Raw genomic sequence first — 24,132 nt, 5'->3', positions numbered from 1 at the left:
CTGCCCGGATTTCTCGTATCGGCAGCGGCTGCCCGACCTGTGGTGAAGATTACGTGATGATGGTCACGCGTGGGAGGTGGGATGCATCACGTTGCATCCCTCGCGGGGGACGGGCCGGCATCGTGACCAGGCGCGGTCGCAGGAAACAGCCGTGCGCCGAGGAAGTCGACCAGCGCGCGGACCTTCGGTGCGGGATGCCGGCTTGCCGGCCAGAGCAGGTGAAACGCCGCCGTCCGCCCGGCATGCGCCGGCAGTACGCGCTGCAGCCGGCCGTCGGCCAGGGCGTCGCGCACCGCGAAGTCCGGCAGACAGGCGATACCGCGCCCCTGGATCGTGAAGCACAGGCGGGTCTCGATGTTGTTGCAGATCATCGCCACCGGCAGTGGCAGCTCGGCTGCGTCCGGCGGTCGGCGCAGAGGCCAGGGCTCGAGCTTGCCGCTGTTGGGGAAGCGAAAATGCAGGCAGGCATGCGCCAGCAGATCCTCCGGCGTGGCCGGGGTGCCGCGCTCGGCCAGGTAGCCGGGCGAGGCCACCAGCATCAATTCGAAGTCGCCCAGATGACGCGCAACCAGGCGCGAGTCGCTGGGCACGCCGGTGCGCACCACGGCGTCGAACCCTTCGTCGATGACGTCGACAAGGCGATCGGTGAAATCCAGGTCCAGTTCGATCTCCGGATAGGCCCCCATGAACTCGCCCATCGCCGGCAGCACCAGGCCGCTGACCAGCGGCAGGCTCACCCGCAGGCGACCGCGCGGCATGGCGGCCGCCTGGGCGATCTCCTGCTCGGCCGCCTCGATCTCGGCGAGCACGCGGCGGCTGCGCTCGAGGAATGCCGCGCCTTCGGCGGTCAGGGTGATGCTGCGGGTGCTGCGATGAAACAGGCGCACGCCCAACCGCTGCTCGAGCCGTGCGACCCGCTTGCCCACCGCCGAGGCCGAAACGCCGAGCAACCGCCCGGCGGCAACGAAACTCCTGGTTTCGGCCACCTGCACGAACACGGCGAAGCCACTCAGGCGGTCCACGGTCGATCGTCCCGATTCCGGACGTTTGTGTCCGTAGAGCCAGGAACTATAGCCCGCTTTATCTGTAATCGACGGCGACAGACGATGGCGCCCCGTCCTGGTCCGAGCCCGCGCCGTGTCCGCATCGCCTTCGCCCTCCCCTGCGCCGCTTCCGTTCGGCCCGTTACTGGCCATGGCGATGGCCGGCTTCGTGACCATCCTGACCGAGGCGCTGCCGGCCGGGCTGCTGCCACAGATGGCCGCCGGCCTCGGGGTCACGCAGGCCTGGGCCGGGCAGACGGTCACGGTGTACGCCGTGGGCTTGCTGGTGACGGCGATCCCGCTCACGACCGCCACGCAGGGCCTGCCGCGGCGGCCGCTACTGCTGGCTGCGATAGCGGGGTTCCTGGTCGCCAATACCGTCACTGCGCTATCGGGCAGCTACGCGCTGACCTTGCTCGCGCGCGGCGTGGCCGGGGTCTCGGCCGGGCTGTTGTGGGCGCTGCTGGCCGGCTATGCGGCGCGCCTGGTGCCGCCGTCGCAGGCCGGGCGCGCGATCGCCGTGGCGATGCTTGGCGCGCCGGTCGCGCTGGCGCTGGGCGTGCCGGCCGGCACGTTCCTCGGCGGCTGGCTCGGCTGGCGCGCCAGCTTCGGCGTGATGAGCGTGCTGGCCCTGATCGCCGCGGCCTGGGTGTGGCTGCAGGTGCCGGATTTTGCGGGACAGCCGAGCGGCCGACGTCGCCCGCTTGCGCAGGTCGCGCGGTTGCCGGGAATCGCGCCCGTGCTGTGGCTGGTGCTGACGTTCGTGCTGGCGCACAACATTCTCTACACCTACATCGCGCCGTTCCTGGCGTCGGCAGGCTTGTTCGACAGTACGGATCGGGTGCTGCTGGTGTTCGGGCTGGCGTCGCTGGCCGGCATCGGCGTAGTGGGCACGTGGATCGACCGCCACCTGCGCCTGCTCACACTGGCGGCGACCTTGCTGTTCGGCCTGGCTGCGTTGTTGCTGGCCGCAGTCGTTGGCACGCCGGCGTTGGTCTATAGCGCCGTCGCGCTCTGGGGCCTGGCCTTCGGCGGCGTGCCGACGTTGTTCCAGACCGCGCTGGCGCATGCGGCGGGCGACGCGGTGGATGTCGCGCAATCGATGCTCGTGACGACCTGGAACACGGCGATCGCCGGCGGCGGCCTGATCGGCGGGCTACTGCTCGAACGCCTGGGCCCGGGCAGCTTCGTGCCCGCGCTGCTGGTGTTGCTGGCGTTTGCGCTGGCGGTGCAAGGCTGGACCCGGCGCAGTGGCAGCAGGGCCAGCGGCGTCGCGACGCAGTAGGCAGGACGGGACCTGTTTGGCGGTGATGTCTGTCTGCATGACCGAGGCCATTGCGCAATGACGATGCATCCGCGGCATCGCCACCGACGCGTTTGTCGATGCCACGGATCGTCGTTATCGCAGGACCTGCCAGCGCCCGCCCTTGGCCGGGCCGATCCGGGCCAGGCGCCCGGCATCGCGCAGCGTGCGAATGGCGCGTTCAACGGCACGTTCGGACTTGCCGAGCCGCGCGGCAAGTTCGGGAATCGACAATGTTGGCGTGACGACCAACAAGTCGAGGATGCGGTCCGGCGTTTTCCCCGGCGTTTTCCCCGGCGTTTTCCCCGGCGTTTCTGGTTGGACGGCCTCCTGCAGACTCGTCTCGATCGCGTCGAGCATGAACTCAACGAAGGACGAGCAATCCCCCTTTGCGTCCGCTGCCCCCAATTCGGCGTAGTACGCATGTTGGCGGGCTTTGATCACGGTTTCGACTGGCAGATACGCCAGGATCGGCTGCCAACGGCTCAGGATCAGGGTCTGCCAAAGCCGCCCCATCCGCCCGTTGCCATCGCTGAACGGATGGATGAACTCGAATTCGTAGTGGAAGACAGCCGACGCAATCAGCGGATGCGCATCGGTCATGCCGAGCCAGTCCAGTAAGTCACCAATCAATCGCGGCAACTGACTGGTCGGAGGCGCCATATGGATGAGCCGCTCGCCACGGTAGATACCGACATCACCCGCGCGCAGCCTGCCGGCATCATCCTGCAAGCCGGCCATCAGCAGTGCATGCGCGGCCAGCAGATCTTCGAACCGCGTCGGCTCCCAACCAGGCATGGCCTCATAGGCCGCGAACGCATTGCGGACCTCCTGAATCTCTCGGGGCGATCCCAGGACAACCTGACCGGCGAGCACCGCTGTGACCTGCTCGATCGTCAATGTGTTCTGCTCGACCGCGAGCGAGGCTTGGATCGTGCGGATGCGGTTATCGCGGCGCAGCGCCGGCATCAATGCATCCTGGTTGACCGCCTTCCACGCACCGAGCAACTCGGCGATGCTCGCGATCGCCGTCGTCATGCGGTGGGTCAACTGAAAAGGCGGCTGGTAGACGGGCACTCGATATCCGCTGTGATGCGCGTTCTTTGTGACGTGGACCATGCCCGAGGTCCAGGCGTGCCGCAACCGCACACGGCATACGCGATGCGTCTTCCGCGCAACCGCGAGGTGCGCCCTATCCCGTCGGTGCCATCCGTACCCGTGGCGTCAGCGCGACGCTGGCGCGGTCGCTCATCAGCTGCAGTTCGCCGTCCTGAATCATCGCGGTCAGACGCATGCCGCGCTCCAACAGACCGACGGCGGCTTCGACATCGGCCGGGTCGAGGTCGAGGACGGTCAGGTTCTTCAGCCGCGCGAGCGCGGCGGCCTGCTTGCTCCACCAGATCTCGGCGCTGCCGCCGCTGTAGCTCACCACGACCACGCTGCGCGCGCGGGCGCAGGCCTTGCGGATGCGGCTTTCATCGGGCTGGCCCAGATCGATCCACTGCTCGATGTCGCCGGTGTAGTCGCGCAGCCACAGGTCGGGTTCTTCGTCGTTGCTCAGGCCGCGGCCGAACTCCAGCCGCTCGTGGGCGTACAGCGCGAACGCGATCAACCGCACCATCAGCCGGTTCGGAGTCTCGGACGGATGCTGGGCGAGCGTGAGGTTGTGCTCGGCGTAGTAATGCCGGTCCATGTCGCTGACCTGCAGTTCCAGCCGGTAGATCGTTGCGTTGGGCGCCATGCGCAGGCCGACTCGAAGGGCCTGCCATTGTAGGCGCGTGCCGCCCAGCGTGCGGTGCAATCACTCGGCCGGCGGGGACTCGAGCGCGGCGGCGATGCGGGCCGAGAGCCAGGCGATATCGGTTTGCGCCAGGCTCCGACCGAGCGCAAGGAGGCCGGCGCCGAGCCCCCCAAGCACAATGCCGACCGGCAGCAGCAGCCAGGCGCGCGGTGTGCCGGCGATCCCCTGCGCGATCACGGCGCCCGTCCACACCACGGCGAAGCCGAACCAGAACGTGAGGAAGGCGCGCACGCTCCAGTGCATGGCGAAGCGACCGACGAGGATGCTACCGGTGCCCGCGGGTTGGAAACGGCCGACGAACACTGGCTTGAAGGCGTTGCGCGTGCGCGGGACGTGGCGCTCGAGTACGACCCGCCGCTCTTTGACCCGCCCGATCATGACCTCCTCGCGCGGCGGCAGGAGGCCGCGTCGCCGCACCCCGGCGGCCAGCCGGGCGATGGCGACCTCCGGTGGATAGGCACTTGCGAAACGGGCATCGTGGGGCGGCTTGGCAGGACGACGGGCGGACATGACGTGGCAGCGGACGAACGGGCGGGCATCGTAGGGCACCGGCACGCAGCCGGCACGCAGCCGGCACGCGATGGCGGCCGTGTGGTGCAAACAACCGTGTCCACGTCACGTCTGCGTGCGGCACGCATCGTTCTGCACCCGCGGCATCGTGTCGCATTGCCGCACGGCTGTCGCGCCCCAACGTGCTGGTGACCGGACGCAGCCGCTTGCATCGCGACGCCGCCGACGCAGGGTCTCCTTGGACAGCTCACCCTGCTTTGTGTCCACGAGCTGCCCATCCCTGCGAAGGAGACACCCATGGCATTTGCGACCACCAATCCCTACACCGGCGAGACCGTCAAGACGTTCGAGGAGGCCACGCCTGCGGAGATCGACGCGGCCGTGGGCCGCGCGCACGCCGCGTTCCTGCGCTGGCGCGAGACCTCGTTCGAGCAGCGTGCGCAGGTATTGCGCCGCGCCGCCGAGCTGTTGCGTGCCAAGCCACGCGAGTTCGCACAGATCCTGACCCTGGAGATGGGCAAGTTGATCGGCGAGGCCGAGGCGGAAGTCGAGCTGTGCGCGAAGATTCTCGACTACTACGTCCAGCACGGCGCCAAGGCGATGGGCCCGCGCTACCTGCCCGCCGAGGGCTTCGGCGAGACCGACGTGCAACTGGTCAAGGAGCCGCTGGGCGTGTTGTTCGCGGTGGAGCCGTGGAACTTCCCGTTCTACCAGGTGATCCGCATCACCGCGCCGCAGGCGACCGCAGGCAATGCGATCGTGCTCAAGCATGCGGCCAATGTGCCGCAGTCGGCGCTGGCGATGGAGCAGTTGTTCCGCGATGCCGGCGCGCCGGACGGGCTGCTGACCAACCTGTTCGTCTCGCACGACAACGTCGAGCGCGTGGTCGCCGACCCGCGCGTGCGTGGCGTGGCACTGACCGGCAGCGAGCGTGCAGGCTCGGCGGTGGCGGCGCTGGCGGGCAAGTACATGAAGAAGAGCACGCTGGAACTGGGCGGCGCCGATGCATTCATCGTGTTGTCGGACGCGGATGTCGCGCAGGCCGCGAAGTGGGCAGTGTTCGGCCGTCACTGGAACGCCGGCCAAGTGTGTGTGTCGTCCAAGCGCATCATCGTCGAGGCGCCGGTGTACGACCAATTCCTCGAGCACTACCGCGCTGGCGTGGCTGCGCTGAAGGCCGGCGACCCGATGGATCCGGCCACGACGCTGGCGCCGCTGTCATCGCAAGGCGCACGCGACGGGCTGGCGCGGCAGGTCGAGGAAGCCATTGCCAATGGCGCGAAGGCCGAGACGCTGGGCGCGCCGGTGCCCACGCAGGGCGCGTTCTATCAGCCGACGCTGCTGACCGGCATCACCGCCGACAATCCGGCCTACCGCACCGAGTTCTTCGGGCCGGTGAGCCAGGTCTACTGCGTCGCCGACGAGGACGAGGCGATCAAGCTGGCGAACGATTCGCCGTACGGCCTGGGCGGTTCGGTCTTCAGCCAGGACACCGAGCGCGCCAAGCGCGTGGCGGCGCGGCTGGAGACCGGCATGGTTTACATCAACCAGCCCACCGGCGTGAAGGCGGATATTCCGTTCGGCGGCGTCAAGAACTCAGGTTACGGCCATGAGTTGATCGATCTGGGATTGACCGAGTTCGTCAACGAGAAGGTCGTGGTGGTGACAGACATCCACGGGTCGTTCTGAGGCGCGCTCGCCCCCACCCCAGCCCTCCCCCGCGTGCGGGGGAGGGAGCAAAGCGAAGCGCGCGGTGGTTGGGTGTGAGGTGAGTGCGTGTGCGGCTTGCCCCCTCCCCAGTCCTCCCCCGCGTGCGGGGGAGAGAGCGAAGCGAAGCGCGTGGTGGTGGGTGTTGAGGCGGGTGCGTGTGCGGCTGGCCCCCTCCCCGGCCCTCCCCCGCGTGCGGCGGAGGGAGCGAAGCGAAGGGCGTGGTGGTGGGTGTTGAGGTGAGTGCGTGTGCGGCTCGCCCCCACCCCGGCCCTCCCCCGCGTGCGGGGGAGGGAGCGGAGCATGCGATGCGGGGGTGAGGCGAGTGCAGGCGTGGCGTGCCCCTTCTGCGGCTCTCCTCCGCTTGCGTGGAGCGAGTGCCTCAGTCGTCTTCGTCGTCCGAAGACGGCGGCATGCCGCGGCTGGGCTGCGGGGGGATGTCGTCGTCGCCCTGGTCGCTCGGCGGCACGATTTCGCCGTAGTAGTGGCCGCTCTTGTCCTCGTAGACCGTGCCCGGGCCGTTGTAGGTCTTCGGGTCGAACCGATCCAGGCGCACGACGTAGGCGCCGGCCAGGACATACAGGTCCGGATTGGTGTTCCTCGGGTCGAGGTACGACTTCCACTTCGCGATGCCTTTCTGCTTCTCGCTGTGCAGCGCGCTGATCGCGCTGTTGCTGGCGGTGGTGGCCTTCTTTCCGGTGTCGATGATCGGCATTGGCTTGCTCCTGGCTGGATGGGCTGCGTGTCGTCGCGTCGCGGCGGTGAAGCAGCGGGCATCCCACTCCGCGCATGGCGTGCATGCGACGTGTGCGGTGTTGCGGTGCCCTGACCTGTCGCCCGACGTGTCCAGACTGCAGTCGGCCCTTGGCCAGGCCCATCGGTCCGATGCTGATTCCGGCCCGTCGGCTGTGCTGAGTTGCGCTGCCGAAACGGTGGCGACAAGCGGCCGGGATCGTCGTCGGGCGGCATCGCGCGACAGCGACGACTGCGCCCTCTTTTCCGCCTGGTTACAGCCGCTGCATCAGCGCGGGAACCTCGTCGCCGATTTCGCGGGCGAGGAAGCCGACCAGGCCCAGCCGGCGCGAGAGCCGGGCGCCGGCGCGTGCGTGCAGGTACACCCCCCAGGCGGCGGCCTGCTCGGGCGCCGCGCCGCGTGCGACGAGACCGGCGATGAGGCCGGCAAGCACATCGCCCGAGCCCGAGGTGCCCAGGCCCGCGCTGCCGGCGGTATTGAGCCACATGCGCCCATCGGGCGCGGCGATGGTCGTGGTCGGGCCTTTGAGCACCAGCACCACGCCCCAGTCGCGCGCATGGTCGCGGGCGATGGCCTGCGCGTCGGCGGAAATCGCGTCGGCGTCGATGTCCAGCATGCCGGCCATTTCGCCGATATGCGGGGTCATGATCGTCGCGCGCTGGCCTGCCCGTCGCCGCAGTGTGCGCACGACCTCGGACTGCAAGGCGCCGGCGTCGAGTACGACCGGGCAGGCAGCTGCATCGAGCACTGCAGCGACGACGCGTCGCGTGGCCGTGGTGCAGTCCATGCCAGGCCCCACCAGCACCGCGCCTGTGCTGCGGGCAGCGGCGGTGGCCTCGCGGCCGAGGTCGCGGATCGCGCCTTGGCGTGTGCCCGGCACGCCGATGACCTTGGCTTCAGGCATCGCGATCGCCAGCGGCAGCGCGGCCTCGGCGACGGTGGCGACCTGCAGCTTGCCGGCGCCGGCGCGCAATGCGGCCAGGCCAGCCAGCAGCACAGCGCCGGGGATCTGCACGCTGCCGCCAATCGTCAGCACCCGACCGCGGTCCTCCTTGCTCTCGCCGCTCGACGGGTCCGGCAATGGCCAGGCGCGCAGCAGCGGCGCGGTCAGCCGGCGGATGGCCGGACGACGCGGCGCGCGCCGGGTCATTTCGGTCCGGCCGGGGTGTCGGCCGCGTCGGTGACCGGTGCCCCGCCCGCCTCGACCGGCAGCGCGAAGTTCGCGACCTGCAGTTCGAAGCGCGCGTCGCGCCAGTTGCGGTCGAGCGCGTACGCGGTGATGGAACAGTTGGGCACGTCGGCCTTGCGGTCGATGTCGAGAATCTGCTGTTCGTCCATGCACTCGAGCAGGTAGCGGAAGCAGTTGACGATGACTTGATGGGCGACGATCAGCACGCGCTCGCCGACATGGTCGCGGCGCAACACCTCGGTCACGCTGCGCAGGCGCAGCAGCACGTCGCACCAGCTTTCGCCGCCCGGTGGGCGGAAGTAGAACTTGCCGACCTGCGCGCGCTGCGCGGCCAGTTCTGGGAACGTGGCCTGGATGCCGGCCACGGTGTAACGGTCGAGGATGCCGAACTCCTTTTCGCGCAGGCGCTCGTCAACGACGATGTCGGCGCGATCGATGCGCAGCGCATCGGCAACCGCATGGATGGTCTGCTGGGCGCGGACGAAAGGCGAGGTCAGCAGCACGTTGGGGCGTTCGTCGGCCGGCAGATCGGCAAACCAGGCGGCCAGCGCCTTGGATTGGCGATGTCCGAGGTCCGAGAGCGGGGTGTCGGCATCGCGGGTTTCGATATCGATCAGGTGGGTCTGTGCGAGTTCGGCCTCGTCGCGTGCGACATTGCCGGCGCTTTGCCCATGCCGCACGATCCACAGCCGGTCCGGCCAGTCGGTGTGTCGAAGCCGCGCCATCGGTCAGCGCTCCGCGCGGCGCGTGCCGCAGGCAGCAGGCGAAGCCGGCGCGAGGCGATCGGCCCGCGCTGCGATCGGGATGCGGCCAAGGCCACAGGCGCTCATCGTCATGCAGGTCTCCATGGCGGGGCACCGCAGGATCGCCAGCGAATCGTCAAGGAGGCGCGAATCCGCGTGTGGGCGTGCGGCGTTGGGTGTGCAGCGTGCGGTGGGTGCCCCCACCCCGGCCCTCCCCCGCACGCGGGGGAGGGAGTGATGCTGCGTGCGGCGACCGCCCCTCTCCGGCCCTGCCCGGCACGCTGGGGAGGAGTTCCATGTTGGCGTTCGGAGTAACGTGCACTCGGTCCTCCGCACGCGGGGAAAGTGATGCGCGTGCGGCGAGTGCCCCCACCCCAGCCCTCCCCCGCACGCGGGGGAGGGAGTGATGTTGCGTGCGACGGGAGCCCCCTCCCCACCCCTTCCCCGCAAGCGGGGAAGGGAGTGATGTGGCTTGCGGTGGAGGCCCCCGGCCCTCCCCCGCAAGCGGGGAAGGCGTGATGTTGCGAGTGGTCGGCGTCAGGCGGGTGGTTGCCGGGCCAGGGGGGCGTGTTCGGCCATCAATTCGATGACCCAGTCGATGAATACCCGAACCTTCGCGCTGACGTGGCGGTTGGGCGGGAATGCGATGTGCATTGGCATCGGGTCGAGTTGCCAGCCCTCGAATAGGCGCACCAGGGCGCCGCTCGCCGCCGGTGCTTTGGCCATGTAGTCGGGTAGCCACAGCACGCCGAGGCCGGCGAGCCCGGCGGCGAGGTAGGCGTTGCCGTCGTCCAGTGCGACCACGTAACGCCCCTGCACCTTCAGGGACTCGTCGCCGCGGCGCATCGCAATCGACAGCGGCTTGCCGGTGCGTGCCCACAGAAAGCCCACGATGCGGTGCGCGCTGTCCTCCAGTTCGCGCGGATGCGCCGGCATGCCCATGCGCTGCAGGTACGCAGGCGCGGCGTACACCCCGAGCTGCAGGTCGCCGACGTGCCGCGCGATCAGGGACTGGTCGGTGATCGTGCCGCCGCGCACCACGCAGTCGACGTGTTCGCCGATCAGATCGACGCGGCGGTCGCTGACGCCAAGGTCAAGCTGGATGTCCGGGTAGCGGGCATGGAACTGCGGCAGCGCGGGCACCAGCACCAGGCGTGCGAACGGGCTGGGCACGTCCACCCGCAGCCGCCCGCGCGGCGCAGCGGCCGCACTCGACAGGCTGGTCTCGGCATCGTCCATGTCGGCCAGCAACTGCACCACGCGTTCGTAGTAGGCAGCGCCGTCGGCGGTCACGTTGACCTGGCGCGTGGTGCGGTTGAGCAGTCGCACCCGCAGCCGCGCTTCGAGTTGCTGCACCAGTTGGGTCACCGTGGTGCGGCTCATGTGCAGCGTGGCCGCGGCCTTGGTGAAGCTTCCGGTCTCCACCACGCGCGCGAAGGCCTGCATCGCGTCGAAACGGTCCATCGGGCGTCCGATTGATGAGATTGTCCGGATTCTACGAACAGTGCTGGACAGCGCGGCGCGTTTATCCCGCCGCCGACGGGCACCAGACTGGTGCCCATCCTGTTCTTGTTGAAGGTGCACCGCCATGACCACACGCGATGTCGTGTTTCCCGCCCACCGCCATGCGCTGTACGAGCGCCACCGCTACTCGCCGGCGGTGCGTGCCAACGGCTTGCTGTTCGTCTCCGGCCAGGTCGGCAGCCGCGAAGACGGGTCGCCAGAGCCGGAGTTCGCGCGTCAGGTGCACCGGGCGTTCGAGAACCTCAATGCGGTGCTCGACGCGGCCGGTTGCACATTCGACGACGTGATCGATGTGACGTTCTTCGTTGTCGATCCGGCGACCCGGTTCGAGCAGGCGTGGGCGATCGTGCCCGAGTACTGGGGACAGGCGCCGTTCCCGACCGCAACCGTCGTCGGCGTGACGTGGCTGGCCGGTTTCGATTTCGAGATCAAGGTGGTCGCCAGGCTCCCGCGCACCGCTGGCTGAGCGACACGCCACAGCGAGACGAGGCAACAGGACGGGCCCCGCAGGGCCCGTCCTGTTGCATGCGAAGACCGGGATCAGCCTGCGGGCGGCGGCGATGCCAACGCAGGCGCAGGGGCCGGTGGCGCCGCCGTGGGCGCCGAAGAGGCCGCAGGCGTATTGGCTCGGGCGCCGGCGCCGGTCGGCACAATCCGCCAGATGGTGTTGGCCAGGTCGTCGGCCACCAGCAGCGCGCCGCGCGGGTCCACTGCCACGCCCACCGGCCGGCCGCGGGCCTTGCCGTCCTGGCCGAGGAAGCCGGTCGCAAAGTCGATCGCCTCGCCCGACGGGCGGCCGTCGCGGAACGGCACGAACGAGACCTTGTAGCCGACCGGCGGATCGCGGTTCCAACTGCCGTGCTGGCCGACGAACACGCCATTGGCGAACTGCGCGCCCATCGCGGGTGACGAGAACGCCAGCCCCAGCGCCGCGACGTGCGAGCCGAGCGCGAAGTCCGGCACGATCGCGCTGGCGACCTTCTCGGGCTTCTGCGGGCGTACGCGCGCGTCCACGTGCTGGCCCCAGTAGCTGTAGGGCCAGCCATAGAAGCCGCCGGGGCGCACGCTGGTCAGATAGTCGGGCACGAGTTCGTCGCCGATCTCGTCGCGCTCGTTGACCACCGCCCACAGCTGGTCCATGCCCGGCTGCATCGCCAGCGCAGTGGGGTTGCGCAGGCCGGTAGCGAAGACACGATGGAAACCGGTCTGCGCATCGACCTGCCAGATCATCGCGCGGTTCTCTTCCACCGCAAGCCCCCGCTCGGTGATGTTGCTGTCCGAGCCGATGCCCACGAACAGATAGCGCCCGTCATGGCTGATCGCCAGCGACTTGGTCCAGTGGTGGTTGATCGCCGCCGGCAGCCGGGTGATCTCCTGCGGCGGGCCGGCGGCATTGACGGCGCCCGGGGTGTAGTCGAAGCGCAGCAGCGCATCCTGCGTGGCGACATAGATCGAATCGTTGCCGAACGCCAGGCCGTAGGGCGCATCCAGGCCTTCAGCGAAGATCGAGCGGCTCTCGTAGGCGCCATCGCCATCGCCGTCGCGCAGCAAGGTGATGCGGTTGCCGCTCTCGACCTGGGTATTGCCGCGGCCCTTGATGACGCCGGCGATGATGTCCTTGGGCGTGAGCTTGGGCGCGCGGCCACCGCGGCCTTCGGCGACCAGGATGTCGCCGTTGGGCAGCACCAGCATCTGCCGCGGGATCTGCAGGTTGTCGGCGATCGGCGTGATCTCGTAGCCCTCGGGCACCTGCGGGCGCTCGTCGCCCCACTGCGCCGGCAGCGAGACCTTCAACGTCGGGAACAGACCGCGCTGCGGCTTGGGCAGGTCGGGCGATGGGCCGACATAGGTCTCCTCCGGCGTGCCGTTGCAGGCCGCCAGCGCGAACGCCAGTGCCGGCACCAGCACCCGCAATGCGAGCTTCGATCGGGAGAAATGCCTGATGTTCATGCCACCACCTCCCGGCGGCGCAGCGTGCCGCCCAGCGCGAACCACAGGGTCGCGGCGATCGACAGCACGCACAGCGTCGACCACACCAGGGCCTGCGGCATCTTCTGCCACGCGTCCATTGCATGGATCAGCGAATTGAGAAAGCCCAGCACGCAGGTCAGCGCCAGCAGGCCGGCATAGAGGAACCGGGTGCGTGTGCGCGCGGTCGGCGTGGCCAGCGAGACCAGCGCCCAGACCAGGCCGACGACGGCGAACAGCATCGCGCCGACCAGCAGCCAGGAGGCGAAGTTGGTCCACTGGATCTCGTAGCTGCGCGCGTAGGCGATATCGGCGATCAGCGCGCCGAGAAACAGCGGGAATGCGCTGGTGACCAGCAGCATGTGCAGGGGATGCAGCGGCCTGTGCAATGGCGCCACGACGACAGGGCGTGTGTCCATGGAAGGTCTCGGTGAGGGCGGGACGCGTCGCGCGCGGGCCACGCGCGGCACCGGGCATCCTCCCCGATGCGGCGGCAAGGGCCGGTGAAACGCCCGCGATGCGATGGTCCCTGCCGTCGCGGACCGAGCCTGGTCGCGCCCTGGCGGCGGCCGCCGGACCTCAGGCCTCGAGATGGGCCCAGAGGGCATCCGGCACCGGCACCAGCGCCTCCAGCGCCGGCTTGCCGAACAGATAGCCCTGGAACAACGGCACGCCCAAGGCCCGCAGCGTGCGGTACTCGGCGTCGCGCTCGACGCCTTCGGCGAGCACGGTGCACCCGAGCGATTGCGCAATCTGCACCACGCCGCCGATGATCGCGGCGCGGTTGGGATCGGCGTCGACGTTGCGCACCAGCGCCATGTCGAGCTTGAGCAGGTCGGGCTGGAAATCCGCCAACAAGCCCAGGCCGGCATAGCCGGCGCCGAAATCGTCGATCGCGGTCAGAAAGCCACGGCTGCGATAGTCGCGGAAGATCCGGGTCAGGTGGCCGTGGTCGCGGACCTGTTCCGATTCCGCGGTCTCGAAGATCAGCTTGTCGGTCGGGAAGCCGAAGGTCTGCGCGGCGGCGAGCGTCAGGCGGATGCAGGTCGCCGGCTCGTAGACCGCATTGAGAAAGAAGTTGATCGACAGGCGCTCGCGCAGGCCCAGCCGCGCGGCGGTCTCGATCGCCTTGACCCGGCAGGTCTGGTCGAAGCGGTAGAGCTGTTCGGGACGCACCTGGGCGATCACCGACGCCGCGCCGCCGCCGTCCATCGACCGCACCAGCGCCTCGTAGCCGAAGATCGAGCGGTCGCGCGCGTCCACGATCGGCTGGAACGCCATGCGGACATCGAAGCCGAGCGGATCGTCGGCGCCGCAGCCGCGGCAGGGATTGGGATGGCGCGCATCGCCGAACACGGTCTGCAGGTACACGGGCGCTCCCTCGAGCCATCGGTCTTGCGGTGGGTCGCGGGCGCGATCGTGCACCCGAGCCCCGCCATGCTACGCGATGCACGCAGCGCGATCGCGCGCCGTCTCTATGCGTCCTTGTCGCCCTCCCACGCACACGAATCCGGGTCACATCAGCGATCGAAGCGCCGGACGTGCCCCGTCGCCCTCCCCCGCTTGCGGGGGAGGGTTGGGTGGGGCAACGCGCTGGCGGGTCCCCAGACCGGCGCCCTCGCCTGCGCCACGTGCAAAAAAACCACGCCAGGCGATCCCTGGCGTGGTCGTGTGGCGCTCGTACCCCGCGCCGTCAGGGCGTGGCGTTCGCCGCAGGCAGCAAGGCGTCGATCAGGAACGTCATGCGCAGGGCCATCAGGTCCGGGTTACGGAACGCGTCGCTGACGCCGTGACCGCCCTCCTCGTCCTCAAGGAAGTACACCGGCGCGCCCACGTCATAGAGCCGCGCCGCGAGCTTGCGCGCATGGCCCGGCCCGACGCGGTTGTCCTCGGTCGAGATCGTCACCAGGAACGGCGGATAGCGCACCCCGTCGCGCACGTTCTGCATCGGCGAGTACGCCAGCATCGCGGCCGCCTCGTCGGGCTTGTCCGGATCGCCGTACTCGTTGATCCAGGCCGCGCCCATGCCCATGTGCCGCATCCGGATCAGGTCGGTCAACGGCACGTCGCTGACCACCGCGCCGAACAGGTCGGGGCGCTGGGTGCCCAGCGTCGCCGACAGCAGGCCGCCATTGGACATGCCGAACACGCCGATCTTCGCCGGGACCGTGTAGCCGCTCGACACCAGTTGCTCGGCGACGGCGATGAAGTCGTCGTAGGAGCGCTGACGCTGGGTGCGGATCGCCGCCTGGTGCCAGGCTTCGCCGCGTTCGCCGCCGCCGCGTACCGCCGGAATCGCCAGCGAGCCGCCGCGGTCGAGCCACAGCTTGAAGGCCGGGCCGCCGACCGTGTGGTCGAAGTACCCGGGGCGGTAGGAAATGCCGAACGCGCCGTAGCCGGTCATGAACAACGGTTGCGGACCGGGCGCCAGTGTCTTGGGTCGCAGCAGCCAGTAGTCGACCGTGGTGCCGTCGCGCGAGGTCGCGGTGCGGATCTCGGTGATGTAGCCGGCGCCGTCGAACAGACTGCGGTCCTCGGCCAGCAGGCGCAGCGGTTGTCCGGGCCGGTACAGCGACTGCCGGCGCGGTGCGACAAAACCTTCGCGGGTCACGATCAGGTCGTCGGCCGAACTGCCGCCGCCCCGCACCGACAGCGTATCGCCGGGACCGCCGGCGATCGCTTCGTCGACGCGCCAGCCCGACTCGCCTGGCGTCGCCAGCAACACGCGCGGCACCAGCAGCCGGTTGACCACGAAGGCCAGCTTGCCCTGTGCGCTGGCGATGTCGCTGCGGCCGCCCAGGTAATCGCCGTCGGCCGGCGTATAGATGCGGGTGACACGCGCACCGCTCGTGGCCGGGTCGCTGTTCCAGGCCAGCAGCGTCTCGGCGGGATACGCAGTGCCCTCGACCGTGGCATCGACGCCGAGCTGGACCACCACCTGTCCGCCGACCAGCGCCTGCACGGCCATCGGCTTGAGCGCGCGCGGCAGCGGCGCCTGCTCGACGGCGCCGTCCTGACCGACGCCGAAGACTTCGAACGTCGAGTAGTCAATCGCGCGCACGATCACACCGCGGCGCTGCGCCCCCTCGCCGACCGCGAACAACTGCACGATCGCGTCGGTCGGCTGGGCGGCATAGACCTCACGCGCACGCGCCAAGGGTTCGCCGCGCTGCCACAGGCGCACCGACGCCGGCCAGCCGGCCATCGTTTTCGGCGCACCATCGGCGGTATGTTCGACGAGCACCTGGTCGGGACCCATCCATTCGGCGAAGGCGCGCGCCTTCGGCGTGCGAAAGCCATCGTCGACGAAGCGTGCGGCGTCCAGATCGAATTCGCGGATCTCGACCTCGTCGCCACCCGCCGGCGACAACCGCAGCAGGCAACGGGCGAACGTCGGCGCCAGACAGGCGCTGGACAGGTCATAAGCCTGGAGCTCGAACGGCGTGCCTTCGGCCTGACGCAGTTGCCCGACATCGAGCACGGTGCGCCACGGACCGGGCATGCCGTCGGTGTCGCGCTGGGCCTGTTGCAGCAGGCCGTAGGGATGCGCGGCGTCGCGGAAGAAGCGCAGCGCGCGCGGCCCCATCAAGGTGATGTCGGGTTCGGCGGCGCCGGTGGCGAGCGCGCCCGCCAGTTCGGCCTTGACCTGGGCATAGGCGGGCATTGCGCGGATCGCGGCTTCCGAGGCCGCGGTCTTGCTCCGCGCCCAGTCCAGCGCGCGGGCATCGTGCGGCGGCTCCAGCCATTGCGGGTCGGCGGTTTGTGCCATCGCCGGGGCGAGGGCCGCGAGCGCCGAGAGCGCCAGCACCCGGGCACCGGGGTGAATCCGTTGCGAGAAAGGCATGAGATCGTCCTGTCGGAAGACCGGCGCCCGTTGCAGGCGCCGGTCGGAGCGGGTCAGAAGCTGTAGCGCACCAGCACGCCGAAGGTCCGCGGCCGCAGGCGATTGGCCACGCCCAGGGTCGTACGGGCATTGAGCGCGCCATCCTCGTCGGTGAGGTTCTCGCCGTAGAGGAAGGCCGACCAGCCGGCATCGGCTTCGACGCCGATGCGTGCATCGAGCATCGTGATCGCATCGCCCGGCGAGCCCGCGGTCAGCGCGGTCTCGCGCGCCGAGTCATGGACCACGCCCGAGCGCACCACGCCGCGCAGGTCGCTGCGGAGATCCCAGCTGTACGCGGCCGAGGCCGACAGGCTGTTACGCGGCACGTTGTAGACGTCGGTGCCCTTGTTGAGCGGCGTGCCGGGCACGTCGGCGACGTAGGTGGCGTCGATGATCGCGCCACCGAGCTGCAGCATCAGCGATGCGGTCGGCGTGTAGACCAGGTTGAACTCGACGCCCTTGTTCTCGGTGCCCTTGGAGTTGGTCAGGCCGTTGATGGTCGAGGTGATCGGCACGCGCACCGCCACATCCTTCCAGTCGCTGTAGAACAGTGCGCCCTCCACCAGCAGGCTGCCGTCGAGGAACAGCGACTTGGCGCCGAGCTCGTAGGTGGTGATCGAGTCGGGATCGATGGTCGACGGCAACACGATGCCGTTCTGCTCGGCGAGCAGGATCGAGGAGATCGGCTGCAGCTGACCGGAGCGGAAACCGCGGGCCGCACTGGCGTACAGCGTGGTATCGCGCTCGGGCTTGAACGACACCGACACGCGTGGATTCCAGCTGTCGAAGTTCGCGTTGAGCGTCGAGGTGCGCGTGGTCGAGACCGAGATCGCGTCGACGTCGTCGCTGAAGTAGCGCAGGCCGCCGGTCAGTGCCCAGCGCGGATCGGGCAGCTTCACCGTGACTTCGCCGAAGACCGCGTAGGCGTCATTGGTCTGGCTGGATTGGCTCGGCGGCGCACCGCCGACCTGCGACGCGTCGTTGCGCTCGGCCTCGCGCAGGTAGTAGCCCACGGTCCAGTCGACCTGGCGGTCGCCGGTGGACGACCAGCGCAATTCCTGCGTGCGCACCTGCAGGTTGATGTTGCTGACGTAGGTCGTGGTCGGATTGAGCATGCCGTCGTTGGCATAGTCGAGTTCGGCGTCGGCGAACGAATAGAACAGCTCGGAGCCGCCGAAGTCGTAGGTGCTCACGAAGCTGGCGGTGTGCCATTCGTCGTTGTTGCTGTAGAACGAGTTGGTCGTCAGGTCGTCGAGCGCACCATTGCCGCCGCCCGGGGCCTTGGACTCGTACTTCCAGTACGCCAGATCCATGGTCCACTGCTCGACCGGCGCAAAGCGCACCTTCACCCGTCCGGTCTTGACCCGCTGCTCGTTGATGTCCTGGTCGCCGGTGACGTTGTCGTCGGTCCAGCCCGAGAGCTTTTCGTCGGTGACCGCCACGCGCGCGGCCAGGCGGTCGTCGATCAGCGGAATGTTCACAACGCCCTTGCCGCCCCAGCCGTTGCTGCCGCCCTTGGTGGTCGAGGCCGATCCCTCGAAGGCGCCGCCGAAGGTGTTGAAATCGGGCTTACGGGTGAGGATGCGCACGGTGCCGCCCATCGAACCCTCACCAAACAGCGTGCCCTGCGGCCCCTTGAGGATCTCGACGCGGTCGATGTCCCAGGAGCGCGCTTCGGGATACCACGGCACGCTGACGCCAGTGAACGGGATCTCGTCGAGGTAGTAGCCGTTGTCGTTGCCGCCCAACGAGCTGGACACGCCGCGGATCTGCACCTGGGTGAAGCCGCCGCCGTTGTCGACCGAGGCGGCACCCGGCGTCATCGTGATGATCTCCGAGACGTTGTTGATGCCGAAGGCATCGATCTGCTCGCCGGTGATGGCCGACATCGCGATCGGCACGTCGATCTGACGCTCGCTGCGCTTGCGCGCGGTCACGGTGACGCTGCCCAGTTCCTTGACCGCGTCATCGTGCGAGGTGGCCCGAGCGGTGTCGGCGGTCTGAGCATCGGTGGCGAGGGCGTCGTCGGCCTGCGCATTGGCGGCGAACAGCAGGGCCGTGGCAATGCCCACGCACAGCACTTGGCGGACGGGAACGGATGGGCGATGCGAAGCGCGGGCGGTACGGGTCACGGCTCTCTCCTGGCGATCGGTGGGGCGCGATGTGCGCGTCGAAGACCAGGCGTCGTGCATGGCCTTCCAAAAGCCGTGACGAGCGAATGAAGAAAAAGTGAAATGCGCCTGCCATGCGCACGGCTCAGTAGCGCGTCTCGAACTCCACGCCCACCGTCAGCGGCCGAAGTCGCGTGGCCATGCCACGGATGTTGCGGGCATCGTCGGCGCCCGATTCGTTGCTCAGGTTGTCGCCGTACAGGGTCAGACTCCAGCCGGCGTCCGATTCCAGCCCCACGCGCGCGCCCGCCCACACAATCGCGTCGCCCGGCGAGCCCTGGGTCAGCGAGACCTGGCGTGCGCTGTGATAGCGCAGCCCGGCGCGGGTGACGAGTTGCAGGCCGTCGCGCACGGCATGGCGATGCTCGGCCGAGGCCCCAGCGGTCAGCCGCGGAATGTTGTAGACCGGGGTGCCCGGCGCGATGGTCGTGCCCTCGACGCGTGCGCTATAGGCGGCATCGATCCACGCCGCTTCGAACTCGAAGCGGGTGTCGGTGCGCGACTGTACGGTGAGCCCGAGTTCAGCGCCGCGGATCCGCGCGCCCTCCGAATTGATCAGGCCGTTGAACACGTCGGTCACGGGTACGCGGACGGGCACATCGCGCCAACGGCTGTCGAAGACCGCGGTCTCGAGCAGCACCCGCCGATCATGCAGCAGCAGCTTCGCCCCGAATTCGCTGGTCAGGATGCGGTCGGCGTCGATCCTGGTGGGTAGTGCGATACCGGCCGCCTGCGCCAGCAGCACCGAGGTCACCGGCTGCAGCTGGCCGGAGCGGAAGCCCTTGGCGAGGCTCGCGTAGACGGTGGCATCCGGTGCCGGCTTCCACGACACGCCCAGACGCGGATTCCAACTGTGGAAGGTCTCGTCGAGCCCGGTCTGGGCATCGGCGGTCAACGACGCGCCGCGCACACGGTCCTCGAAGTAGCGCAGCCCCAGATTGACGCTCCACTCGGGTTTGGGCAGTTGCAACGTCGCCTCGCCGAAGTACGCCGCGCCGTCGTTGGTCTGCCGGGCGCGGCTGGGTGCGACGGCGCCGATCGCCGCGACATCGGCGCGGGCTGCGTGCCGCCGGTAGGCACCGAGCGTCCATGACAGCGCGCCGCGTCCGCGCGAGCTCCAGCGCAGTTCGTCGGTCTGCAGCGCGATGTCGATCGCGCTGGTATAGGCAGTGCCCGGCAGGATCTCGCCGGCCTGCTGCTGTTCGAGGTCGGCCTGCGCATGCGTGTAGACCAGCGTCGAGGCGTCGGCCTCATAGGTGCTGACCAGGTTGGACGTGGTCCAGCGCACATCGCGGCTGTAGAAGTACGAGGTCTGCATCGCGTCGTCGGCCGCGTAGCCGCCACCCGGCGCGTCCGAATCGAAGGTCCAGTGCGCGACGTCGAGTCGCCAGCGCTCGGTGGGCAGTGCGGACAGGCGCAAGCGGCCGGTGCGCACGTGCTGGCTGTTGATGTCGCGGCGGCCGTCACGGCTGTCGTCGACCCAGCCGGGCAGCGATTCGTCGGTGGCCACCGCACGCAACGCCAGGCGCTCGGCCACCAGCGGCAGGTTGGCCATCAGCTTGGCGCTTCGGCCGTTGCCGCCGTCGCGCACCGTCGACAGGCCCGCAGTGGCGCGCAGCGCGACGCGGTCGAAGGCCGGCGCGTTGGTCAGAATGCGGACGGTGCCGCCCATCGAGCCTTCGCCAAACAGCGTGCCCTGCGGGCCGCGCAGCACCTCGACGCGGTCCAGGTCGAATGCACGCGCATCCGGGTGCCAGGGCACGGTGACGCCGGTGAACGGGATCTCGTCGAGGTAGTAGCCATTGTCGTTGCCGCCCAGCGAACTCGACACGCCGCGGATCTGCACCTGGGTGAAACCGCCGCCGACATCGACCGTCGATGCACCGGGCACCGAATCGATCGCGTGGGCGGCATTCATCACGCCAGCGGCCTCAAGCTGCGCGCCACGCAGCGCGGTCACCGCCAGCGGGACATCCAGGCTGCGCTCGGTCCGACGCCGGGCGGTCACCTGCACCTTGCCCATGTCGACCGGTGTGCGACTCTGCGCCGCGGCCGACTGCTGCGGCGTTGCGGGCGTGCGCGGCGGCGCGGCGATCGCCGGGGCGATGGCGACGACGCCGTCCTCGCTGACCCGGAAATCGAAACCGCTGCCGGCGAGCAAGCGCCGCAATGCGTCACGATCGTCCATCGCGCCCTGCACTCGGGGCGTTCTGGGGGCGGCGCGCAGATCGCCGATCGCCACGAACTGCCGGCCCGACTGCTCGGAGAACTGGATCAACGCATCTTCGAGCGCCTGCGGCGGTAGGTCGAAGACGGTCCGCGCGGCCGGCGGTTCGACGGCGCGCACCGGGCCGGACCACAACGAGACCGCGGCCAACGCCGACAACAGCCATCGCGCGCCCGCCCCCGACCGCAGAGCGCGGGGAACGCAGGATGCCGCCCGGCGACGGTATGCGCTCAAGCTCTCAAGCGTCTCCCGGTCATTGCAGCCCCCGTGCGGTCGGCGCATCCGCGCCGCTTTGATCGGACGCGCGCGGCGCGGGCCCCGAGCGGGTCAGCACGATCCGCTCGCCATCGCGTACGACCCGCAGCGACAGCGCGCGGGCGACGCTGTCGAGCCAGGCATCCAGGTCGCCTGTCTGCCAGCGCCCGGTCACCTGCATCCGCGCCATGGCCTCGTCCTGCAGGACGATTGGGCGCGAGGAATAGCGATTGAGATCGGCGACCACGTTGCGCAACGATTCACGCCGATAGGTCACATTGCCATCGAGCCAGGACAGGGTCGACGCGGGCTCGTGCGCCACCGGCGCCAGCAGCGGCCCGTCCTCGACCAGGGTCGTGCTCTGGTTGGCCGTCAACTGCACCACCTGGTGCGCCGCACCGCCGTCGACGCGGAGGTCGGTCACCTGCACGCGGCCCTCGGTGACCGAGACGCGCTCGCCTTCGGCCCGGCGCGCGACCACGAATCGCGTGCCCAGTGCCTGCGCCATCGCACCTCCGGCGCGGACCTCGAACGGCCGCGCCGGATCCTTGGCGACTGAAAAATAGGCCTGCCCGCGGACCAGCTCCACCTGCCGCCGCTGGCTGCTGTACTGCACGACAATCTCGCTGCCGGCATCGAGATCGATGCGCGAGCCATCGGCAAGCGTCGTCTGTCGCGGTGTGCCGACGGCGGCAACGAGGTGCATTTCGGGCCCGACGTTGGGCGCATCGGCGCGCCACAGGCCCACGGCCACGGCGACCGCGGCGACGCTGGCGGCCAGCGCCGCCCAGGCGCCGGTGCGGCGACCACGGCGAGCCGCGTGCGCCGTGCGCACCGACGACCGTGGCCGGAACGTGGCCTCGGTGACCGCCGGCGTGATCGCGGCGCGCGCCGCGTCATCGCCCGCACCCGGGGCGACGCGGGGCGCCTGCGCCTCACGCACGGCCTGGACGCGGCCGGGGTCGACCTCCGCGGCGGCTTCCCAGAGCAGATCGATATCGGCGAAGGCCTGCGCATGCAGGGGCGAGGCCTCCATCCAGGCATTCCAGGCGTCGACGTCGGCGTCGCTCAGGTCGTGCTCGCCCAGCCGGATGAGCCAGGTCGCGGCCTCTTCGAGCGCCTGGGCGCGGCGCGCGGCAGTGGCGTCATGCATGGTCATCGCCCTCCGCATCGTCCCTGAGTTCGTCGAAGCGCAGCTGGCACAGCGCCAGGGCACGCGCGACATGGATTCGCACCATCCGGTCGGTGAGGTTCAGACGTTCCCCCGCTTCCTTGAAACTGCATTGCTCCATCCGCACCAGGCGGAAGGCCTCGGCGCACTTCTCCGGCAGCTCAGCGAGCACGTCGGGCAGCCGCTCCACCACCCGCCGGGCGCGCGCGGAACGCTCGGGATCGGTGCCCGGGTCGGGCCACAGCTCCAGCCCGTCCGGCTCGGGAAGCTCGGTGTAGGCGCGTCGCCGCAACAGGTCGGTGGCCAGGTTCTGCGCGATCTTGAACAGCAGCGCGCGCTGGAAACTGACCACCTGGGCATTGCCCAGATGCAGCAGCCGGGCATAGGCCTCCTGCGCGACCTCGCGCGCGTCCTCATAGGACCCCAGTCGGTGCTGCAGCGAGCGGACCAGGGTCGTGTTGAGGTTGCGCACGAGTTCGGCGGCGTCGAGCGTGCCGGGCGCAGGCCGGCCCGCCGGCGCCGGCACGGCGGGCGCGTCGGGCTCGGGCAAGCGGTCGATCGGGTGACGGACGGACTCCATGGATGCCTGGACGAACCAGCCCTGCAAAAGTGAAATGCGTGGCCTGCATCCGGCAAACCGATGAACCCTCGCCCGCATCATGGCAAGCCGCGCGGCTGCGGACAATCGGCGCGTGCGCCTGTCGTCCGCCTGCCGCGACGGGCCCGCTCAGGGCTTGAACGTGAACCCGCTGCGCGCCGAATCCAGGTGCAGCGTCGGCACGGCGACATCGCCCAGTCTGACGTCCAGGCCGCCGTGGCCGTCATCGACGAAACGCAGCGCACGGGCGCCGGGCTGGGCGGCGAACAGCCGGTTCAACGCGGCCCAGTCGAATCGCACCGCGGTCTCGAGCGTATTGCCGCTGGGCGAGCGCCAGTACAGGGTCATCTCCCGGGGTACCGCGCGCGACTGGGCGATCCCCTGCCCCACCCAGGGACGCAGCATGATCTCGCGCTCGCCGTTGAAGTACTCGGTGATGACCTGATAGAGCTCGGCGTCGGAACTGGGCGGCTCAAACACCGGGGCCCAGTCGTAGCGCTGCTGGTAGTCCAGCCACGGACGGGCCGAGGCGTCAGGCATCACCTGGGCCCGCATCTGCGCGCGCGTCACCGAGATGGTCGAAAACAACGCGTCCGCGTAGCGCGCGTCGTCCTCGACCGGCTGGGCCCGGAACGTCCCGACCTGAACCTGCTGGGCGCCGTAGCGCACCCAGACTGCGACCAGGCCCTCGGGCGCGAAGCCGAACACCAGCCCGCGCATCGGGTAGTAACTCATGCCGAAGCGATTGAACTGCCGCGCGTAGTCCCGCACCTGGCGTACGTCGATATAGGGCTGGAGCGGCTGCTCGCTGGAATCGGACTCGTTGTTGGGATAGGCCCGGTAAGCCAGCGTTTCCATCAACGCGCGCGGGAAGGCCGCGTCCAGGCGGTAGAAGGTGTCGTCGTACCGGGCGTAGTAGACGATCTGCGCGCCCACCGGAATGCCGCGGTCCTCGCCGGCGCCTTTTCCCGACTGGCCCCACGTGCCCGAACTGCTGCCGTAGGGCAGCGCAACCTGGCGTCCGTCGAGCAGCACGACATGGCCTTCGACCGGCGTGACCAGATAGGGATTGTCGGGATGCGACAGGTCAATGCCGAACGACGGCAGCGGCAGATCTTTCGCGTCGGCCTGGCAGCCTGCACACAGGGCGGCGGCGATGGCGAGGACGGCGGGGAACAGGCGCATGGCGATCTCGGCAGCAGACGATGGCCGCCGGAACCGGCGGGCCTGCCGCATCGTTGCCTCGGGCGTCGCTGCGCGCAAGCCCGTCGCGTACCGGGCGCCT

General features: G+C 69.5%; 20 protein-coding genes. 3 read left to right on the top strand and 17 right to left on the bottom strand.

The features are described from left to right. Positions 1–86: 86 nt before the first annotated feature. Positions 87–1,022, bottom strand: a complete 936-nt coding sequence (locus tag WAF18_RS14645) for a LysR family transcriptional regulator (protein ID WP_337245750.1) — start codon at positions 1,020–1,022, stop codon at positions 87–89. A gap of 115 nt (positions 1,023–1,137) precedes the next feature. Between WAF18_RS14645 and WAF18_RS14640 the strand changes: the two genes are divergently transcribed. Next, positions 1,138–2,328, top strand: coding sequence for an MFS transporter (locus WAF18_RS14640; RefSeq protein ID WP_337245749.1), 1,191 nt, complete (start codon positions 1,138–1,140; stop codon positions 2,326–2,328). Positions 2,329–2,442: 114 nt separating this feature from the next. Here WAF18_RS14640 and WAF18_RS14635 read toward each other — a convergent pair whose 3' ends face one another. The 3 genes from WAF18_RS14635 to WAF18_RS14625 form a co-directional block, all read right to left on the bottom strand. Further along, complete coding sequence (locus WAF18_RS14635) at positions 2,443–3,384, bottom strand: Fic family protein (protein ID WP_337245748.1); 942 nt, start codon at positions 3,382–3,384, stop codon at positions 2,443–2,445. Between the two features lie 154 nt (positions 3,385–3,538). Further along, entirely contained in the window at positions 3,539–4,087 is a 549-nt protein-coding gene (locus WAF18_RS14630; protein ID WP_337245747.1) for a YaeQ family protein, read from the bottom strand. Between the two features lie 60 nt (positions 4,088–4,147). Then, positions 4,148–4,657, bottom strand: a complete 510-nt coding sequence (locus WAF18_RS14625; RefSeq protein ID WP_337245746.1) for a hypothetical protein — start codon at positions 4,655–4,657, stop codon at positions 4,148–4,150. Positions 4,658–4,954: 297 nt separating this feature from the next. On the opposite strand from WAF18_RS14625, the gene WAF18_RS14620 reads away from it, so the two are divergent. Then, entirely contained in the window at positions 4,955–6,346 is a 1,392-nt protein-coding gene (locus WAF18_RS14620) for an NAD-dependent succinate-semialdehyde dehydrogenase (protein ID WP_337245745.1), read from the top strand. A 400-nt stretch (positions 6,347–6,746) separates the two neighbouring features. On the opposite strand, the gene WAF18_RS14615 is transcribed toward WAF18_RS14620, so the two are convergent. From WAF18_RS14615 to WAF18_RS14600, 4 genes are all read right to left on the bottom strand, one after another. Next, entirely contained in the window at positions 6,747–7,079 is a 333-nt protein-coding gene (locus tag WAF18_RS14615) for a hypothetical protein (RefSeq protein ID WP_337245744.1), read from the bottom strand. 292 nt (positions 7,080–7,371) lie between these two features. Further along, the gene (locus WAF18_RS14610) at positions 7,372–8,268 is read right to left on the bottom strand and encodes an NAD(P)H-hydrate dehydratase (RefSeq protein WP_337245743.1); all 897 of its coding nucleotides are present in this window, start codon (positions 8,266–8,268) and stop codon (positions 7,372–7,374) included. After that, complete coding sequence (locus tag WAF18_RS14605) at positions 8,265–9,032, bottom strand: histidine phosphatase family protein (RefSeq protein WP_337245742.1); 768 nt, start codon at positions 9,030–9,032, stop codon at positions 8,265–8,267. Before WAF18_RS14605 ends, WAF18_RS14610 begins: the two co-directional genes overlap by 4 nt. Positions 9,033–9,587: 555 nt before the next feature. Next, positions 9,588–10,514, bottom strand: coding sequence for a LysR substrate-binding domain-containing protein (locus WAF18_RS14600; RefSeq protein WP_337245741.1), 927 nt, complete (start codon positions 10,512–10,514; stop codon positions 9,588–9,590). A gap of 124 nt (positions 10,515–10,638) precedes the next feature. Between WAF18_RS14600 and WAF18_RS14595 the strand changes: the two genes are divergently transcribed. After that, entirely contained in the window at positions 10,639–11,040 is a 402-nt protein-coding gene (locus WAF18_RS14595) for a RidA family protein (protein WP_337245740.1), read from the top strand. Between the two features lie 74 nt (positions 11,041–11,114). On the opposite strand, the gene WAF18_RS14590 is transcribed toward WAF18_RS14595, so the two are convergent. The 9 genes from WAF18_RS14590 to WAF18_RS14550 form a co-directional block, all read right to left on the bottom strand. Further along, entirely contained in the window at positions 11,115–12,524 is a 1,410-nt protein-coding gene (locus WAF18_RS14590; RefSeq protein ID WP_337245739.1) for a sorbosone dehydrogenase family protein, read from the bottom strand. Next, complete coding sequence (locus tag WAF18_RS14585; RefSeq protein WP_337245738.1) at positions 12,521–12,961, bottom strand: DUF2231 domain-containing protein; 441 nt, start codon at positions 12,959–12,961, stop codon at positions 12,521–12,523. Before WAF18_RS14585 ends, WAF18_RS14590 begins: the two co-directional genes overlap by 4 nt. Before the next feature lie 160 nt (positions 12,962–13,121). After that, positions 13,122–13,823: an EAL domain-containing protein gene (locus tag WAF18_RS14580; RefSeq protein ID WP_337245767.1), complete on the bottom strand. Its 702-nt coding sequence runs from the start codon at positions 13,821–13,823 to the stop codon at positions 13,122–13,124. Between the two features lie 412 nt (positions 13,824–14,235). Continuing rightward, positions 14,236–16,386 (bottom strand): prolyl oligopeptidase family serine peptidase, encoded by a 2,151-nt coding sequence (locus WAF18_RS14575; protein ID WP_337245737.1) that lies wholly within the window; start codon positions 16,384–16,386, stop codon positions 14,236–14,238. 53 nt (positions 16,387–16,439) lie between these two features. After that, the gene (locus tag WAF18_RS14570; protein WP_337245736.1) at positions 16,440–18,557 is read right to left on the bottom strand and encodes a TonB-dependent receptor; all 2,118 of its coding nucleotides are present in this window, start codon (positions 18,555–18,557) and stop codon (positions 16,440–16,442) included. A 124-nt stretch (positions 18,558–18,681) separates the two neighbouring features. Continuing rightward, entirely contained in the window at positions 18,682–20,943 is a 2,262-nt protein-coding gene (locus tag WAF18_RS14565; protein ID WP_337245735.1) for a TonB-dependent receptor, read from the bottom strand. Positions 20,944–21,076: 133 nt separating this feature from the next. Further along, complete coding sequence (locus tag WAF18_RS14560; protein WP_337245734.1) at positions 21,077–22,231, bottom strand: FecR domain-containing protein; 1,155 nt, start codon at positions 22,229–22,231, stop codon at positions 21,077–21,079. After that, complete coding sequence (locus tag WAF18_RS14555) at positions 22,224–22,934, bottom strand: RNA polymerase sigma factor (protein WP_337245733.1); 711 nt, start codon at positions 22,932–22,934, stop codon at positions 22,224–22,226. The genes WAF18_RS14560 and WAF18_RS14555 overlap by 8 nt, the downstream gene beginning before the upstream one ends. A gap of 42 nt (positions 22,935–22,976) precedes the next feature. Then, positions 22,977–24,032 (bottom strand): hypothetical protein, encoded by a 1,056-nt coding sequence (locus WAF18_RS14550; RefSeq protein ID WP_337245732.1) that lies wholly within the window; start codon positions 24,030–24,032, stop codon positions 22,977–22,979. Positions 24,033–24,132 lie beyond the last annotated feature (100 nt).

It is taken from the genome of Luteimonas sp. gir, assembly GCF_037198055.1.
In the GTDB taxonomy this organism is placed as follows: domain Bacteria; phylum Pseudomonadota; class Gammaproteobacteria; order Xanthomonadales; family Xanthomonadaceae; genus Luteimonas; species Luteimonas citri_A.
Note: the sequence above shows the minus strand (reverse complement) of the source record. Positions and strands in the feature narration are given on the sequence as shown.